Here is a 16,056-nt window from a genome sequence, read left to right on the forward strand (position 1 = left end):
CCGCGTTGCTCGTAGCCCCTTGGGTGGCGCGCGGGCCCTTCCTCTGAACAGGTATCCACGTGATCGAAGCCGTCTTCCAGGACCACCTCACCTTTCTCGCGCTTGCCGTCGCAGCAACTCTGGCCACCGGCGTCGTCGTCTGTCTCATAGCCGCTCGACGCGTCGACCGTGTCCGCGCTGTGCTCTACGGGCTATGGGCCTCCTCGACCATCGGGCCCATCATCCTGACCACCTGGGGCGGCAGTGGAACCCGGACCCTTGCCTGCACAGTCGATCCCGCCGTGACTGAGGCGTTCACCACCACGCAGGGACAGCTCAACATTCTGCTGTTCACGCCATTCGGCCTTTTCGCCGCCCTGGCCACCCGGCGCCCCGTCTTCAGCGCCGGGCTCGGGATCCTGTTTACCGCGTCGGTGGAGACCGCCCAGGCCGCCATGCCTTACGTCGCCCGCCTCTGCGACACCGATGATCTGGCCACCAACGCCGCCGGCGTTCTCATCGGGGTGATCGTCGGCACTCTCACGTGCCGCATAGCCCCCGGCGGCACGCCTCTCGCTCCATTCGTCGTCCGACGCGCCGTCATCGCCGGCACCGCCACCTCGCTGATCATCGTGGCGGTCTGGGCCACGGCCATTGAGCCCGTCCGCGCAGTCCTGCCGACCGAGGTGCCCATCGCGAGCGTTCAGCAGGTTCAGGCACTCGACACCGCACTGGAAGCAGCCTTTGACGATGCATATGTCGTCAAGGAGGCGAACTTCCATCACAACGTAGAGGGCCCCGACACGATCAACACGCCGCTTCCCGGAGGCTTTGCCGAACTCACCTGGCCGGACCGCGAAAAGCTCACGATCCACTTCACCCCGACCAACCACGGTGAGGGAACCCACGCCTATCGGATCCCCGGGACCAGCAAGCCTGTACGCACAGCAGAGGAGGCTCAGGAGGTCGCCACCCTCTTCGCTCAACGTCGTATGCCCTGGGCACTGCGTGACTCGAATGTCCGGACGTGGCCGATCGACGCAAACGATGACAGCCTCGGCTGGGTGGTCGAATGGCGCCGCTGGCAGGGCAAACTCCTGATGCCCATGCGGCTGGACATCGTCATCGAACCCTCAGGTCGCCTCACAGGCCTCATCGCACGCGACGTCGACGACCCGAAACTGCCGCGTATCGAGATCAACAAGGACGAGGCATGGCAAGCGTTCGAGTCCCACCACAAGATCAAACCGGGCCAGGCGGAGCGGGCAGAGCCCGTCTATCTGGTTGAACGGGAAGGCGATGAGTGGCGCGTCCACTGGCGCCTTGCCGCCCGTCAAGAGAACACCCTGTTCGCAGCCATCGTGGACGCCACCACCGGCAAAGTACTGAAGCCGTCCGCCGTGCCGGCAGGCGGTGAACAGCCTGCCGAGGAGGGAGTCGAGGACCCCTGACCCGCCGGGAAGGTCAGCGCGGCGATGGAGGTGCGTCTGCGCTTACGGCGTCCACGGGCTGACCGCGGCCGCGGTCGCCCTTACGGCGGGACTGCTGCTGCGCGAGCGGCCGGCAGCCGCCTGAGGGCCCACAGGCCGCCTGAGGGCCCCCAGTCGATCTCCTCCGGCTGCGGCTCCACCGGCGGCCCCGCCGGTCAGCCGCGTTCCCGAACCGACAGCGAGGCAATCGCACGCCCAGAGCGTCGAGTTGAACGCGCCGGGCGACACCACGTACCACTGCGCCAACAGGGCCTCCCGGACCGCTCTTGGCTTCGACAGCCCCGAGCTGCTCAGGAGGCCTGCTCTCATGCGCCCTGCCTGCCGAGACCACCCGTCGTCCCGCGTCTCCCGTCGGCCGGCGTGCATGATCCGCACGACGTTGCGGCTGCCGTGGGCGTGCACTGCCTCCGTCACCCACTGCCGGCCGGTCGCCCATCACCCCAGGGAATCCGTGCCGCCTTCCGTCAGTGCTGCCCGCACGGTGGTGAGGATCTCCTCGGCGAGCGGGGAGTCCTTGGTGGCGCGGGCGAGGACGAGGGCCCCGAGCATGGTGCACAGGCGGGTGATGCCGTCCTGGTCCTCGGTGGCGAGCGCGTCGGCGAAGGCGCGCACGCCCTCGGCGTAGACGCGGTGGGCCTCGTGATGACCGCTTGCGCGCGCCATGTCGGCGGCGAGCCCGGCGACGGGGCAGCCGTCGGCCGCGTTGTCGCGGTGCTCGACGGAGAGATACGTGTCGATCAGCTCCCGCTGGGCGGCCTCGCGTTGCCCGGCGTGCCGCTCGAGACCGGCCGTGTGCAGCCGGCCGAGTTCGGCGAAGGCGTGCCCGGTGGCCTCGTCGACGAGTGCGTCCTTCGAGGCAAAGTGCTTGTAGAAGCCGCCGTGGGTCAGGCCGGCGGCCTGCATGAGGTCGGCGACGCTGACCTGGGTCCCCTGCTCGCGGAACAGCCGGGAGGCGGTCTCCACGACCCGCTGCCGGTTCTCCTGCGCCTGCGTCTGTGATACGCGACCCATCGGCCACCTCCCCGGTTGGATGTCAGTTGCCATCTATCCTAGACTCGAGATTAGATTGCAGTCATAATCTAAACGTCGGCGCCCGGTTCCCGGGTGACGCCAGTGCAGGGAGCAGACATGGAACTCAAGAACGCGGTCGCCGTGGTCACCGGGGCGAACCGGGGGCTGGGACGGCACCTGGCCACCCAGCTCCTGGCGCGCGGAGCCAAGGTCTACGCGGCGGCGCGCCGCCCCGAGAGCATCGACCTGACCGGTGTCACCCCGCTTCGCCTGGATGTGACCGACGAAGAGTCGATCCGGGCCGCAGCGCGCATCGCCTCCGACGCGACGCTGCTGGTGAACAACGCGGGGATCTCCACCGGCACCCCGTTGCTCGCCGGCGACCAGAACGCGGTGCGCCTGGAGATGGAGACAAACTTCTTCGGACCGCTCGCCGTGACCCGGACCTTCGCCCCGGTCATCGAGGGCAACGGCGGCGGCGCTGTCCTCAACGTCCTGTCCGTGCTGTCCTGGCTGCACCCCGCCGACCTCGGGGCCTACGCGGCAGCCAAGGCCGCCGCCTGGGCGCTGACGGATGCCTCCCGCGAGGAGCTGACGCCCCGCGGCATCGCCGTCTCGGCGCTGCACGTCGGATACATGGACACCGACATGGCCCGTGTCGTTCCGGCCGATCAGAAGGCCGACCCCGCCGAGGTCGCCGCCCAGGCCCTTGACGGCATGGAGCGGGGCCTGCCCGAGATCCTCGCCGACGACGTCACCCGCCTCGTCAAGCAGAGCCTGGCCCTGGCGCCGAGCGCGGCGTGAGCGCGCGACCCACGAGAGGGAGACGACGATGAGGGCCTTCATGGTCGAGCGCTACGGCGCCGAGGCCGGCGTGCGTGCCGCTGAGGTGCCGCAGCCGGAAGTGGGCGCGGACGACGTCCTGGTCCGGATCCACGCCGCGAGCGTCAACCCGCTCGACCTGAAGATCAGGGACGGGGACTTCAAGCTGATCCTGCCGTACCGGGTCCCGTTCGTCCTGGGCAACGACCTGGCCGGCACGGTGGTCGAGGTGGGTGCGGCCGTGACACGGTTCTCGGTGGGCGACGAGGTGTACTCGCGGCCCGGCAAGGACCGGATCGGCACGTTCGCCGAGCTCATCGCCGTGCGTCAGGACGACGTGGCACCCAAACCCACCACGCTGACCATGACGGAGGCCGCGTCCCTCCCCCTGGTAGCCCTCACCGCCTGGCAGGCCTTGGTCGAGCGGGCACACGTGCGGCCGGGCCAGAAGGTCCTCATCCACGCGGGCTCCGGCGGCGTGGGCACCATCGCCGTCCAACTGGCGAAACACCTGGGTGCGCACGTGGCCACGACCACCAGCACAGCCAACGTCGACCTGGTGAAGAGCTTGGGCGCGGACGTCGTCGTCGACTACAAGAAGCAGGCGTTCGAGACGGTCCTGCACGACTACGACGTCGTCCTCGACCCCCTCGGCGGTGAGAACCTCGAGAAGTCCCTGCGCGTGCTCAAGCCCGGCGGGAAGGTCATCAGCATCGCCGGCCCTCCCGATGCCGCCTTCGCCAGGGAGCTGGGAGCGAACCCGGTCCTCCGGACGGCCATGGCCGTACTGAGCTTCCGAACCCGGCGCCGCGCACGACGCCGTCGTGTGACGTACGAGTTCCTGTTCATGCGGGCCGACGGCGACCAACTGCGCGAGCTCACCGCACTCGTCGACACAGGCACGATCCGGCCCGTCATCGACCGCGTCTTCCCGTTCGAATCAACCCGAGAAGCCCTGGAGTACGTCGAGCAGGGGCGCGCCAAGGCCGGAAAGGTCGTCGTCACGATGACGTGACGGAACCACTGCCGACCGGCCGACGCGGGCGCGCTGGGCCGCCGTGATGGGCGCCCGCCCGGCCGCTCGTCCCTCAGCCTGGGCGAACTCCGACAAATGATCAGCCGCGTCACACGACTCCGACCCTGAGGTTCCCGCGCCGCCGTACACGCCGCCGGCTTCCGGATCGAGCACACCGCGACTGCTGAGCCGCGAACCGGTCTTCATTCAAGTCGTTCGACGAGGATCATCGCCACATCGTCCGCCAGGGGGCCTTCGGTGTGACGGAGCAGTTGCTGGTGCAGTTGGTCCAGGAACTCGGGCGGGGCGAGGGCGGGGGCTGCTTCCATGGCCTCGGCCAGGGGGAAGAAGTCGTTGTCCCGGTTGCGGGCCTCGATCACGCCGTCGGTGTACAGCAGCAGACGGTCGCCGGGTACGAACGGGTGGCTCTCGGGTTTCTCGGGAGGGCCGTCGATGAGGTCTTCCAGGCCGAGCGGCGGCAGCGGCGAGGCGGGCATCAGTGCCTGTGCCCTGCCTTGGTGCAGCAACAGCGGCGGGGGGTGTCCTCGGTTGACCAGGTGCACGACCGCTTCGTCCGACACCTGGGCGATCAGGGCAGTGGTGAATCCCTCCATCCGTACTTCCTGATCGTAGGCACCCGGCACGGCGGCCTCCCGGCGCAGCGCCGCCGAACAGAGATCCATCACTTCCACCAGGTCGTCCTCGTAGTGCGCGACCTGCCGGAAGGAGCCCAGCGCCACTGCGACTGCGCGGATGGCGGTCAGTCCCTTGCCGCGGACGTCGCCCACGATCATCCGGACGCCGTACGGAGTCTGCACGGCTTCGTAGAGGTCTCCCCCGACCTGCGCGCCGGTCCCGGCCGCGAGGCACATGCTGGCCGCACGCACCGGACCCAGCCGGGCGGGGACGGGCCGCAGTATGACGTCCTGTGCCGCCACCGCGATCCGGCGCACCTGGTCCAGCTCGTCCTTCTTACGCGCCTGCACTGCGCGGCTCATGATGAAGCCGGCCACGGTCACCAGGGCAAGAGCGAAAAAATTGGTGTAGACCTGCAAGGTGCCCCACGCCTGGTTGTAGGTCGCGGTGGTCGTGCTGATCGCCAGCGCGAGAGCCGCCGCCGAGAGGGTGCCCTTGGGGCCCAGAGTCACCGCCGCCAGCGCCGGTATCGCGGTGAGCAGCGGACCGGTATAGATGAAATGCGCCGGCGTCAGCTCGATGACCAGCACCGCCAGCCCGAGCGCGAAGGGCACGCACTGCGCCAGGGTGAACCGGAGCCTGCCAGGGTTGCCCGTCCTCGGCGGAGGGAGCGAGCGGAAGAGCCACCGCATAGTTACAGCCTCCCTCGCGGAGGCTCCTGCGGCCTCCCAGGGAAACCGGCCTCGGCTCGGACGCGGCCGGGCGGTGGCCGGCGAACCTTGTGCTGCTGCCCGCCCCACGAGCCGCTCCGGGTCAGGCGCCGGCGCCTGCGCCGGACCGAGCAGATGGACCTCGTCGGCGCTCCGCACCGCCCTCCCCCGCCGTCTCGCCCGGCTTGATGGCGATCACCGTTCCGCCGCACCGACGACCGATCACGACTGTTGCGGAGCGGCAGTCGTGATCGATACGGAGCAGAGCCGGCCGGCGGCCGCTGAGACGGCGTACGACCTGAGGCCGCGGGCGCCGGTGAATCGGCCCCAGTCATCGCCGGGTTCGGCGAACACGCGGGCGCCGAGCCGGGGCCGGGTCCGGGGGCTGAGGATGATCTGCGCGTCCTCGTGCCGGAGGAAGGCTTCCACGGTGGCGGCTTGGGCGAGGTCGTCGGCTGCCTCGCATGCGGCTGCCAGTCGGCCGGCAGCGCGAGCATGAATCGCGTCCCACGGCCTGCGGTGCGGTGCGGTGCGCTGCGGTCGTCAGCGTGCGACCTGGGGCGAGAGGGTGTCGCGGACGAAGACAGGCTTGAGATGCCTCTCGGGCAGGGCGTCGGGGAGTTGTTCCCAGTCGATGACGTGGGAGACGACGCGTTCGGGTGCGACCGTGCCCGAGAGGGCGAGGTCGAGGGCGTCAGGGATGTGGGCGCGGACGTTGTCGCGGGCGATGCGCAGGTTGACCCCGGTGAGGTACATGTCGAGCAGTGGCAGTTCCCCGGGGCGGAAGTGGTTGCCGGCGGACTCGCAGACGCCCTCGGGAGCGAGGGACTTGACGGCGAGGGCGAGCTGGTCGACACGGCCTGTGGCCTCGACGGCCAGGTCGAAGCCGTGCGGGATCGGGTCGATCGCCTCGGCGGTGCGCGCGCCGTAGCTCTCGGCGAGCTTGCGGTGTTCGGGGTCGGGGTCGACGTACAGGACGTCGGAGGCGCCCAGGGCGCGGGCGATGTCGCACACGTACAAGCCGATGCTGCCCCGGGCGACGACCAGGACGCGAGCACCCGGCCGTGCCTCGAGGTGGGGTGCGACCAAACGCCAGGACAGGGACCAGTTGTCGCTGGCCGAGGACATGGCGACCGGGTCGAGGCCGACAGGAAGCGGGACCAGCATCGCGTCCGCGTACGGGACGCGGACGAGGTCGGAGAAGAGCCCGCCCCAGTCGCCGCCGATCGGCGCCCCGTACATCGCCATGTGCGGCACCGCCGAGCAGTGGGCGGTGAGTCCGCCGCGGCAGTTGTCGCAGGTGCCGCAGTTGATCGCCCACGGCACGACGACCAGGTCGCCGGGCGTAACGGTGGTCACCGCGTCACCGACGTCGGTCACGCGGGCCACGCATTCATGGCCGAGGGCGAACGGCGGCTCTATGAAGCCGTGCCCGGCGAGGATCGAGGAGTCCACGTCGCAGGAGGTCGCGGCCACCGGCGCGACGATGGCCTCCTGGGCGGACCGGACCTTGGGGTCGGGAACCTCGCGCCACTCAACAGCGCGGCGCGCGATGTAGGTCAACTCACGCATCGGCCGGCTCCTGACCCTGCTGAGCCAGTGCCACCAGGTCGGCGTACCGGACGACGGAGCCGCCGGCGCCCCAGGTGCCGTCGGGCTGCTCGTGCACCAGTACCCACACCCGCAGGGCGTCTTCCTGGGCGAGTCCGGTGGCCGAGAGAACGGTCTTCGTCGCTTCCTCGACAAGGCCGGCCTTGCGCCGCTCGGACAGTGCGCCCTGGGGCACCGTCACCTCCACGAGAAAGCGGGGCGCCTCGTCCTCGGCGGTGGCCTGCGCCCCCTCGGGCAGTTCGACGAGGTAGCTCCATGCCTGTGCCCGGAAGAACTTGGTCTCGGGCGCACCCTCCCAGCGCAGCAGTACGGCGGCGAGATCGCGCTGGATCGTCGCGCGTCCCTGGTCGGTGAGGGCACCGGCCGGAGTGGTCAGTCGGATCATGGGCACGGCAGCTCCTATGACGGTCGTTATAGACGCGGATCACGGTAGACTATGACGGTCGTTATATCCAGAGGGGAAGTGCACAGGTGCCCAAGAGCAGCACGCCGTCGCGCGAGCGGATCGTGGCCGGGGCCGCGGACATGATCAGCCGGCGCGGGCTGAGCGCCACGAGCATCCGGGAGATGGCCAAGCACGCCGAGGCGCCGCTCGGTTCGACATACCACTACTTCCCGGAAGGCAAGCAGCAGCTCGCCACCGAGGCCGTCCGCTACACGGGCGAGTGGGTCGCGCGGAGCCTGCGCAAGGAACTGGAGGCAGGGCCGGCCGCCGGCCTGCGGGCATTCCTCGACCTGTGGCGGCGGATCGTCGTAGAAAGCGATTTCCACGCCGGCTGCCCCGTATTGGCAGTGGCCATCGAGGAGCCCCCGGCCGACGAGATCCCGCCCGCCCTGGTGGCCGCGGCCGAAGTCTTCGAGCAGTGGGAGGACCTGCTGTCCGCCTCACTGCGGGAGCACGGCGCCGAAGCCGGACAGGCCGCCCAGCTCTCGACGCTCATCGTCGCGGCCGTCGAGGGTACGGTCGCGATGTGCCGCGCCAAGCGCAGTGCACAGCCTCTCGACCAGACCGCCGAACAGTTGCAGGCGCTCATCGCCGCAGCAACCAAGAACTGATCCGGGCGCCCGCCCGGTCGACCCTCCGGCGGCACCGCCCCTGGTCGAGCCACGGGGCGCGCTCGACGGATGACCGACCGGATCTTCGGGGATGCCGGATGACGCGACGGCCGGGCCTTCGGGATGCCGGATGACGCGTCGGCCGGCGCTCACGGGCGGGCCCGCTGTCGCGTGACTCAGATCCGGCGACTGCCGACGGGCGGCGTGGACGGTTTCGGACGGCAGCGATCGCACCCGCGCCGCCCTGGGTCACGCGCCGAGTGCGGCGCGGATCGCCTTGACCTTCTCCTCTGCGAACACGCCGCTCTCAAGGAGGGAGAGGACGGACAGCACGCCGCCGCTCGAACCCCAGCTGCCCTCGTCGATCACGCGGAAGTTGACCCACCAGGTCGGCGATGCCTGCGGCAGGCCGCAGGCATCGGCCAGCGCCGACAGGACGCGCTCGATGACAGCGGTCCTGACCTCCTGCCGCCAGTCGCCGTCCATCACCGCCACATCGATCACCATCACATCGGCGTCCGGACCGATGTCCGCCAGGAGCCGTCCACCGATGGCCATCATGTCGGGCTCACGCTCGACGAAGTGCACCTGGAACCCGACCCGCGCGGGCGGAGCGAACTGCCCCACCTCGGGCACGAGGACCGCGTCCGTCAGCGTCTCGGCCAGCTTGCGGCGTTGCTCCTGACTCAGCCGGCCCGTGGGGGTGTTCACGGTAATGATCGTCACGACATCCTCCTATGACAGTCGTTATAGACGAGCAGGCTACACCCGTCTATAACGACCGTCATAATCCGGTGCCGCGAAAGCCGCACACCCGACAGCGCGGACGATCCCGTGGCGTTCGGCCCCTACGGGCACGGACGCGCGAACATGTACGGCGTGCGCAGTAAATCGAACACGTGTTTTACTGCGCGTATGGCGAGATCGACGTTTCCCGACGACTTGATGCAGGTCCAGCGTGAGTGGGACCACGTCTATCGGGCGCTCGCTGCCCCGCGCCCGTACGGCACCACTGAGCTGCGCCGGCGCCTGCTGCTGCTGTCGGCGCGGATCTTCACCGACCCGCATCTGGGCACGAACCGGCCCAGCACCGGATGGGCGGAGCTGCGCCACCAGGCGCGCCTCGACGGCCGGAAGGCGGGACGGCAGGAATGACTTCACCGAGCGGCATGTGCGCATCCTGCGCTGGTTGCCCACCTGCGTTGGCCGTGAACGGCGAGCCTGATGAGGATCTCTGAAGTCGGCCGGGGACGCTCTTCCCTCCACTTCGTGGCGTCTCCGAAGCGGGTGGGGAATGTGGGGAGTGAAGAGCGCGCGTGAGGGCCCAGCGACCGAAGGTCGCCGGGCCCTGTTGATCGGTGACGGTCAGGCGAAGTCGTCGCCCGCGGGGCGAAGTCGTTGCCCGCGGGGCTCACGGAGTCAGCCGCAGGGAGGTGATCTCGGGAACTCTGCCGGCGATGGCGGGACGGGCCGGTTCCGGGGTGGCCAGCAGGGCGACGATGGTGACGGGCTGATCGCGGTGCGGGCAGTTCCGGACGGCTCCGCGCCCGCCGGTCCGGACGACGTCACGCGGGGACGGCGAGCGGCGGGTGCTCGAGCACGCGGGGCTTGTACTCGACCAGCTGGATGCGGCCGTCGAAGGTGCGGTGCTCGATCATCTCGAGAGCAACGTCCGGATAGCCGTCGTAGATGCGTTCTTCGCCCGTGGCCCCGGTGATCACAGGGAACATCACGACCCGGAAGCGGTCGACGAGTCCGGCTCGTAGCAGCGACCGGCAGAGGCTGAGGCTGCCGATCGTGCTGAGGAGCCCCGAGCAACTCGACTTCATGGCGCGGACCGCCTCGACGGCGTCGTCGCGGACGAGCGTGGAGTTGGCCCACGTCAGTGGCTCCTCGAGTGAGGAGGAGAACACCACCTTGGACGCTTGCGTGAGCTCGTCCACGGACGCCTCTTCTTCGGGCCTGAACTCGTCTTGGCCACTCGGGACCTCGCCTGCGGCGAAGCCCGACATCAGACGGTAGGTGTTCGCTCCCATCAGGTAGGTGGCCTTGGGCTGCTCCCCCAGCCATGCGAGGTACTCCGGGCCCTCGAGGCCCCAGAACCCGGGCCATCCCTCTCCCGATGCGTAGCCGTCGAGGGAAGTGATGAAGTCGACGAGAAGCTCCGACATGGCGGTGTCCTTTCCTAGGCTGTCACGAGCTTGGACCGGCCGGGAGCCACAAACTCGTCGGCCGCGCTGTGGAGCAACGAGAAAACCCATGACGCTGCAGCCGATCAGGTCACGCTCGAGCAGCTCGCCCGTCGGCGCGGGGTGCTCCAGTAGGCTGCGCTGCCCATGGACAGGCACGCCGAACCCGAGCAGGCCCGGCACGACGCGACAGCTTCCGGTCCGCCGATCCGGCAGCTCTTCCGGGACGTCATCGCCGACCGCCTGCCGGGCCGCAGGCCGCCCCTGGCGGCGATGCTGTTCGACGCCGAGATCGACCCCTTCTGGGACGATCAGAGCTTCCTCGGCGACTTCTACAACGAGATCCTCCACCAGGACACCTGCCAGCCCGCCACCGCTGACGGCCTCGTCCTGCTCGCGGCCCTCGCCGTCGACGAACGGATTCCCGCCCGACATCGGTTCCAAGCCGTCGACCTGCTGTTCAGGGCTGCCACCGCCGCCGAGCGCCACCTCGCCGAGACTTGGCCACCCATCACGCAGCACGCCGCTTCCGACAGCGAGGCGCGGGCCCGCAGCGCGGTCCAGGACCACACTCCAGATCTGCTCACACGCTGGTCGGCCGAATGCCCTGCGGTTCGGCTGGCCCTCGCCGGCCTCGCTGTCGTCTTCCCGACGAACCGCACCCTGCCCGCCCTGACACCGCGCCTGCAGACCTTCACGCACCAGCATCCCCAGGGCACCGACATCGGCGACTACGTGCGATTCGTCCTCGTGCTGGCCGCTCAGGACGATGACCGAATCCTCTCGGTGACGGAGAAACTCACCGACTCCTACTGGACGGGAACCGCGCGCGGAGTGCCGACACGGGCACGAGCCCTCCACCTCCTGGGCCAGATGCTGACCAAGGTCGGAGCCGGACTCTGATGGCACGTGTCGAGATCGGTTCGGTGGAAACAGTCCCCTTCACGACGGCTTTGAAGATGGCCATTGCTTCGCCGATCGCAGACGAGTGCCTCTTCGGTCCGCCGCTCGGCGCCCAGACCGACTGCGAGGTTCTTTCGGACGGCATTCTGGGCGGCAGGTCGCGCCGCCTGTTCCACCAGCCGCCGATACTGCCGGACCGCCTCCTGCCCATCTTTGACGGGACTCCGGAGTCCTGCCCTGTTCCACGAGCATGAACCACTGATCGGCCAGGGCCTGGGCGAGGCTGTGACGAACAGCGGACAGCGGTCCGGCCGTTGACGTGGCGACGCTCAGGGGCGTCGAGGGCGAGCGGCCGACCAGGCTTGGGCCGGACATTGCCGCTCTTCACCCGCAGCGGCAGGGTGCTGTGGCCGCGGTCGTGGCCGAGTTGGCCGGCGTCGAGCGCGAGTCGGCCCGGTCCGGCCGTACGAACCGCCGGCCCGGTGCGTCAGGCGACCAGTTCGCGGACGTGGTCGACGCTGCCGCAGTCGGCGTCCAGGTGCTTGGCACGGGCGTCGCGGAACGCCCTGCCGAGTTCGGCCCGGCGGTCGTCGCCCACGTTCTCGCGTGTGTCGTTGAGCAGCGTCCGCTCCTCCTCGTCCACGTGGTGGTTGACCGCCGTGACGAGCGCTTCGAGCTTCTCCTCCCACTCCTCGGACATGGTGTCCTTCACCTCGAGCAGCGCGAGCAGCGCCTCGTTGGCCTCCTTGTGCTCATGCACGCCGTGCTCGACATCGTCGCCGTCCACGTTCTTGTAGCGCCGCAGCGCGGGATAGACCTCGTCCTCCTCGGCCTCCGAGTGGGCGACGAGAAGGGCGGAGAACTCACGCAGCGCGGCGGCGCGATCGGCTTCGGCGCTGCGCAGGGTACGGAAGAGCTCCTCCATCCGGCGGTGGTCCCGCAGGATCAGCTCGACGACGTCGGTGGTCCCTGACGGCATATCGGCTCCTCGAGTCGGTGGGTGGGGTGGTCGTCCGCCCGCTCGCATACCCCCGTCCGCGCACGTCAGACGTGCCGCTACCGGGCGGCGCGGCCTTGTCGGCGGGCCGGTACGCAGGCGCCGCGATTCGCGCGTTCTTCGGCACGACCCGTCCGCGATCGCAGCCGACCGGGAAACGGGAAAGCCGACCGGGAATCGGGACCTTGGGGAGCGAGATACCCAAGTGCCTGTTCAGAGCGCACGGCTGAGACACTTCGGCCATGGACTCCGGGGCGATGGGGAGCGGGACACGCGCGGACGTGCCGGTACCGGCACGGAAGGCGTCGGCGCACGCCGCGGGCTGGATGCTGCGCCCTGCGGTGGCCGCGGATGTCGAGGTGATCGCGGAGTTGCGGGCCACGGTCATGCGGGCGGACCTGGAACGCCTCGGCCGCTACGACGAGCACCGGGTGCGGCAGCGGCTGCGGGACTCCTTCTCCACGCAGCACACGTCGGTCGTCATGATCGACGGCGAACTCGCGGGATGCGTCACGGTCCGGCCCGCCGAGGGCAGGCAGTGGCTGGAGCACTTCTACCTTGCTCCGCGCCATCAGGGCCGAGGGCTGGGCTCCGCCGTCCTGCGCACGCTGCTGGAAGGGACCGACGCGCAACGCATGACCGTGGCTTTGAACGTCTTGCAGGGCAGCGCCGCCCGTCGGCTCTACGAGCGCCACGGATTCGTCGTCGAGGCCCAGGACCCGATCGACGTCTTCATGGTGCGCCCGCCGGGAGCGCGCACAACGCCGCACGCAGCAACCTGACTTACCACCGGCCGACTGGGCCTCGACCTCGTCGGCGGAGCGGGTCGTAAGCTTCCGCCGTGAACGACGACACCACACACGGCATACGGATCAGGCCTGGCAGCCTGGCCGACGCGCCGGCCATTCTGGACATGCTCGACTCCGCGGTGGCCTGGATGAACGATCGAGGCAACACCGAGCAGTGGGGCACGATTCCGTATTCGCAGACGCCCGACGGGGTGGCGCGGGTCGAGCGGTACACGACCGTGAACGCCCCGTACATCGCGGAGTTGGACGGGACCCCTGTCGGCGCCCTGGTGCTGGACTCCGGGCCCAGCCCGCAGATGCCGATCCCGGCGGCCGAGGAACCCGAGCGGTACGTCCGGCTGCTGGTCTCCGACCGGCGGCGCGCCGGTCTGGGCATCGGGGCGGCGCTGCTGGCCCATGCCGCCGACGAGACCCGGCGGGCAGGCGTGGAACTGCTCCGGGTCGACTGCTGGGCGGGCGGCGGGGGCGAACTGGTCGCCTTCTACGAGCGCAACGGCTTCACCCCCACCGAGCGTTTCCTGTCCGGGGCCTGGCCGGGCCAGGTGCTGGCCCAGCGGGTCCGCTGACGGCCTGGCGGAGCGCCGGCGGCGAAGAAGCCGCGGCGCACGCCTGCCGACGGGACCGCCCGCTCGTCGGACCAGGCGGGCCCGGTCACTACCGAGCCCCTCGGCGGGTCCCGAGATCCTGCACCCACCAGGGGCCGCCGGCCCCGAGGTTGACTCCCACTCCCATGTCCTCGAAGCGGCAGTCCAGGATGCTTTCGCGGTGCTCCGGGCTGCGCAGCCAGTCGGCCACCACGGTCGAGGGGTCGTCGGGGCCGCGGTGGATGTTCTCGGCCCATCGGCTCCAGTTGTAGCCGGCGGAGCTCATGCGCTCTCCGCCGTCGCGGCCGTCCGGGCCGACATGGTCGTAGTAGCCGCGGGCTGCCATGTCATCGGCGTGGGCACGCGCGGCACGCTCCACGTGCGGGTCCACGGTCAGCCGGGGGCAACCCGCCTTGTCGCGTTCCGCGTTCACCAGGGCGGTGATCCTCGCGGCACCGCTTCCGAGGGCCCGCCCGGCGGCGGGTGGCAGAGGGGTCGCGGTGTTGCTGGGGCCACGGCCGACTTCGCCGGGAGCCGTGGCGCCGCCCGTGTCCGTGCCTCCCGTTCCGGCCGACACCATGAACGCCGCCGCGGCCACGGCGGCGAGCAGGGCAGTGCCTGTTGCCAGAACGAGGAAGACGCGGAGCAGGCGTGGTCGGCCTGCCCGCGGGCGGAATTCCATGGGAGCTTCTCCTTCCACGGCATGGCATGACGTCGACGCGACGGCCGGACGGACGGCTGGACGGCTGGACGGGCGGACGGGCGGACGGGCGGACGGCCGGAGACACCCGTAGCAGTACCGCGGAGCACGCCGGCCGACGGACGAGATACGGGGAACGTCGCAGCAGCGAGGTTTCCACACATGGGCCCGGCTGCCCGGCCCCCGCGCCTGTGTTGGGCACATCGGGGGACGCACCGGGCGCCTTCGAACTGCGCCGGTCACAGCGGGTGACGCTTCGGGATGCGATTGGCGGCCCGCGCTGGTTCGCTGGTCGGGCCCGCTCTTCCGAGTTACCGCAAGGAGCGATGATCATGAGCGTTGCAGGTGAGTCCGGCGGCCGTGCCCGTCAGATGCGCGAGAAGGCGCAGGAGCTGAAGCAGGCCGCGGAGCGCGCGTCGGATCCCCAGGAGCGTCAGCGCCTGGAGGAGAAGGCCAAGCGGCTGCAGTCGCAGAGCGAGCAGGAGAGCAGCATGGGCGGCGGCGACATCTACCCGCCCCAGTAGCCGGCACAGCGGTCGGCCCCGACGCCGCCCGGCCGCCGGTCCTTCACGGACCGGCCGGCCGGGCGGCGTCTTGTGAACTCGCCGTCCGCTGCCGGGCGGGGCGCCCGGCTGCAGACGGCGCAACCCGCAGCCGCGGGGCTGCGGGTTGCCGTGAGGGAGGACCGGCGCGCTCGGTCGCCGTCGTCGCAGGGCCGGCCCCCGCCCCCGTGGTGCGGGGGCCGGCCCAGGGTCGGGCGGTCGGGCGGACCGCAGCCTGTGTGCGGGTCAGTAGAGCTTGGCGACAGCGGCGGCCGTCGTCTTCTTGAAGCCCGCCAGCGGCGCTCCGTCGAGGTCGCCCAGCTGGCTCCACTCGACGACGGTCACGGCGCGCCCGTCACGGCCGACCGAGTACAGGGCGATGTCCGTGGAGCCGACCTCGGGGTGGGAGGTGTCGATGCTGTAGACGTGTGCGCCTTCCTCGATGTCGATGCCGCCGTGGTAGAAGGCCTCGCCCTCAAGACCGGGGTCTTGCGCCTTCAGCCGGTCCAGGCAGGTCTCGATCGAGGCGCGGAGCTTCTCGGCGAGCGCCTTGGCCTTGGCGGTGGTGGACGCGACGGTGGTCGTCTGACGGGCAGTGGTGTCCAGCTCGGTGCGGAAGTCGCGGTACCGGGTCGAGGACTTCGGCGTGACGCCCGCCGTGCACATCGAGCTCACCTCCGGCAGTCCGTTACGGACCGGGTCGGCCTGCCAGGGAGTGCTGGACGCGGGCAGTTGCGCGGCCGAGAGGAAAGCCGGCAGCGGGGCGGCCGCGGCGCCGGCCGTGGTGAGCGGGACGGCGGCCATGGCCATGACCACCGTCGTGACGGCGGCGGAGCGGATGCGGTTCATGAAAGTTCTTCCCCCAGTCGTTCTGTGGCTGATCGACCGCCAGACTGGGCGCCGGGAAGGGCACTTGCAAGGACCGGGACCCGTTCGGGAACGGTGGAACCATTCCACCCCCGGCGACGTGGCCTTTGTCGAGCGGGGTGAAACGCCTCCTGA

Annotated in this window: 19 protein-coding genes; 10 read left to right on the top strand and 9 right to left on the bottom strand. The window is 70.2% G+C overall.

The features are described from left to right. Window positions 1–59 precede the first annotated feature (59 nt). Window positions 60–1,430, top strand: coding sequence for a VanZ family protein (locus AB0K36_RS19495; RefSeq protein ID WP_364595709.1), 1,371 nt, complete (start codon window positions 60–62; stop codon window positions 1,428–1,430). A 474-nt stretch (window positions 1,431–1,904) separates the two neighbouring features. Here AB0K36_RS19495 and AB0K36_RS19500 read toward each other — a convergent pair whose 3' ends face one another. After that, a complete protein-coding gene (locus tag AB0K36_RS19500) occupies window positions 1,905–2,480 on the bottom strand; it encodes a TetR/AcrR family transcriptional regulator (protein WP_364595712.1) in 576 nt (191 codons plus the stop codon). A gap of 117 nt (window positions 2,481–2,597) precedes the next feature. Between AB0K36_RS19500 and AB0K36_RS19505 the strand changes: the two genes are divergently transcribed. Both AB0K36_RS19505 and AB0K36_RS19510 read left to right on the top strand, forming a co-directional pair. Continuing rightward, window positions 2,598–3,284 (top strand): SDR family oxidoreductase, encoded by a 687-nt coding sequence (locus AB0K36_RS19505; protein WP_364595715.1) that lies wholly within the window; start codon window positions 2,598–2,600, stop codon window positions 3,282–3,284. Window positions 3,285–3,312: 28 nt separating this feature from the next. Then, window positions 3,313–4,317, top strand: a complete 1,005-nt coding sequence (locus AB0K36_RS19510; protein WP_364595718.1) for an NADP-dependent oxidoreductase — start codon at window positions 3,313–3,315, stop codon at window positions 4,315–4,317. 203 nt (window positions 4,318–4,520) lie between these two features. On the opposite strand, the gene AB0K36_RS19515 is transcribed toward AB0K36_RS19510, so the two are convergent. From AB0K36_RS19515 to AB0K36_RS19525, 3 genes are all read right to left on the bottom strand, one after another. Continuing rightward, window positions 4,521–5,645 carry a PP2C family protein-serine/threonine phosphatase gene (locus AB0K36_RS19515; RefSeq protein ID WP_364595721.1) on the bottom strand — a complete coding sequence of 375 codons (1,125 nt, stop codon included), beginning with the start codon at window positions 5,643–5,645 and terminating at the stop codon, window positions 4,521–4,523. Between the two features lie 561 nt (window positions 5,646–6,206). Then, window positions 6,207–7,235: a zinc-dependent alcohol dehydrogenase gene (locus tag AB0K36_RS19520; protein ID WP_364595724.1), complete on the bottom strand. Its 1,029-nt coding sequence runs from the start codon at window positions 7,233–7,235 to the stop codon at window positions 6,207–6,209. Beyond that, on the bottom strand, window positions 7,228–7,665 hold the full coding sequence (locus AB0K36_RS19525) for a tautomerase family protein (RefSeq protein WP_364595727.1): 438 nt from the start codon (window positions 7,663–7,665) through the stop codon (window positions 7,228–7,230). Before AB0K36_RS19525 ends, AB0K36_RS19520 begins: the two co-directional genes overlap by 8 nt. A gap of 80 nt (window positions 7,666–7,745) precedes the next feature. Between AB0K36_RS19525 and AB0K36_RS19530 the strand changes: the two genes are divergently transcribed. Further along, a complete protein-coding gene (locus tag AB0K36_RS19530) occupies window positions 7,746–8,330 on the top strand; it encodes a TetR/AcrR family transcriptional regulator (protein ID WP_364595730.1) in 585 nt (194 codons plus the stop codon). A gap of 249 nt (window positions 8,331–8,579) precedes the next feature. On the opposite strand, the gene AB0K36_RS19535 is transcribed toward AB0K36_RS19530, so the two are convergent. Further along, window positions 8,580–9,056, bottom strand: coding sequence for a tautomerase family protein (locus tag AB0K36_RS19535; protein WP_364595733.1), 477 nt, complete (start codon window positions 9,054–9,056; stop codon window positions 8,580–8,582). Between the two features lie 189 nt (window positions 9,057–9,245). On the opposite strand from AB0K36_RS19535, the gene AB0K36_RS19540 reads away from it, so the two are divergent. Continuing rightward, complete coding sequence (locus AB0K36_RS19540; RefSeq protein WP_364595736.1) at window positions 9,246–9,485, top strand: DUF8825 domain-containing protein; 240 nt, start codon at window positions 9,246–9,248, stop codon at window positions 9,483–9,485. A gap of 410 nt (window positions 9,486–9,895) precedes the next feature. On the opposite strand, the gene AB0K36_RS19545 is transcribed toward AB0K36_RS19540, so the two are convergent. Beyond that, window positions 9,896–10,501 (bottom strand): dihydrofolate reductase family protein, encoded by a 606-nt coding sequence (locus AB0K36_RS19545; protein WP_364595739.1) that lies wholly within the window; start codon window positions 10,499–10,501, stop codon window positions 9,896–9,898. A gap of 165 nt (window positions 10,502–10,666) precedes the next feature. On the opposite strand from AB0K36_RS19545, the gene AB0K36_RS19550 reads away from it, so the two are divergent. Next, a complete protein-coding gene (locus AB0K36_RS19550; protein ID WP_364595742.1) occupies window positions 10,667–11,422 on the top strand; it encodes a hypothetical protein in 756 nt (251 codons plus the stop codon). Beyond that, window positions 11,422–11,676, top strand: a complete 255-nt coding sequence (locus tag AB0K36_RS19555; protein ID WP_364595745.1) for a hypothetical protein — start codon at window positions 11,422–11,424, stop codon at window positions 11,674–11,676. The genes AB0K36_RS19550 and AB0K36_RS19555 overlap by 1 nt, the downstream gene beginning before the upstream one ends. A gap of 233 nt (window positions 11,677–11,909) precedes the next feature. Here AB0K36_RS19555 and AB0K36_RS19560 read toward each other — a convergent pair whose 3' ends face one another. Beyond that, entirely contained in the window at window positions 11,910–12,401 is a 492-nt protein-coding gene (locus AB0K36_RS19560; protein WP_364595747.1) for a hemerythrin domain-containing protein, read from the bottom strand. 260 nt (window positions 12,402–12,661) lie between these two features. Here AB0K36_RS19560 and AB0K36_RS19565 point away from each other — a divergent pair, with 260 nt between their 5' ends. Together AB0K36_RS19565 and AB0K36_RS19570 are read left to right on the top strand one after the other, a co-directional pair. Continuing rightward, window positions 12,662–13,201, top strand: coding sequence for a GNAT family N-acetyltransferase (locus AB0K36_RS19565; protein WP_364595750.1), 540 nt, complete (start codon window positions 12,662–12,664; stop codon window positions 13,199–13,201). 59 nt (window positions 13,202–13,260) lie between these two features. Then, a complete protein-coding gene (locus AB0K36_RS19570) occupies window positions 13,261–13,794 on the top strand; it encodes a GNAT family N-acetyltransferase (RefSeq protein ID WP_364595753.1) in 534 nt (177 codons plus the stop codon). An 88-nt stretch (window positions 13,795–13,882) separates the two neighbouring features. On the opposite strand, the gene AB0K36_RS19575 is transcribed toward AB0K36_RS19570, so the two are convergent. Next, the gene (locus AB0K36_RS19575; RefSeq protein WP_364595755.1) at window positions 13,883–14,494 is read right to left on the bottom strand and encodes a CAP domain-containing protein; all 612 of its coding nucleotides are present in this window, start codon (window positions 14,492–14,494) and stop codon (window positions 13,883–13,885) included. Window positions 14,495–14,844: 350 nt separating this feature from the next. Between AB0K36_RS19575 and AB0K36_RS19580 the strand changes: the two genes are divergently transcribed. Next, window positions 14,845–15,036: a DUF6381 family protein gene (locus tag AB0K36_RS19580; protein WP_364595758.1), complete on the top strand. Its 192-nt coding sequence runs from the start codon at window positions 14,845–14,847 to the stop codon at window positions 15,034–15,036. 264 nt (window positions 15,037–15,300) lie between these two features. Here the strand turns inward: AB0K36_RS19580 and AB0K36_RS19585 are convergent, their stop codons facing one another. After that, window positions 15,301–15,903: a hypothetical protein gene (locus tag AB0K36_RS19585; protein ID WP_364595761.1), complete on the bottom strand. Its 603-nt coding sequence runs from the start codon at window positions 15,901–15,903 to the stop codon at window positions 15,301–15,303. Window positions 15,904–16,056: the final 153 nt, after the last annotated feature.

The sequence above is a fragment of the Streptomyces kurssanovii genome (assembly GCF_040677245.1).
Lineage (GTDB): Bacteria > Actinomycetota > Actinomycetes > Streptomycetales > Streptomycetaceae > Streptomyces > Streptomyces kurssanovii.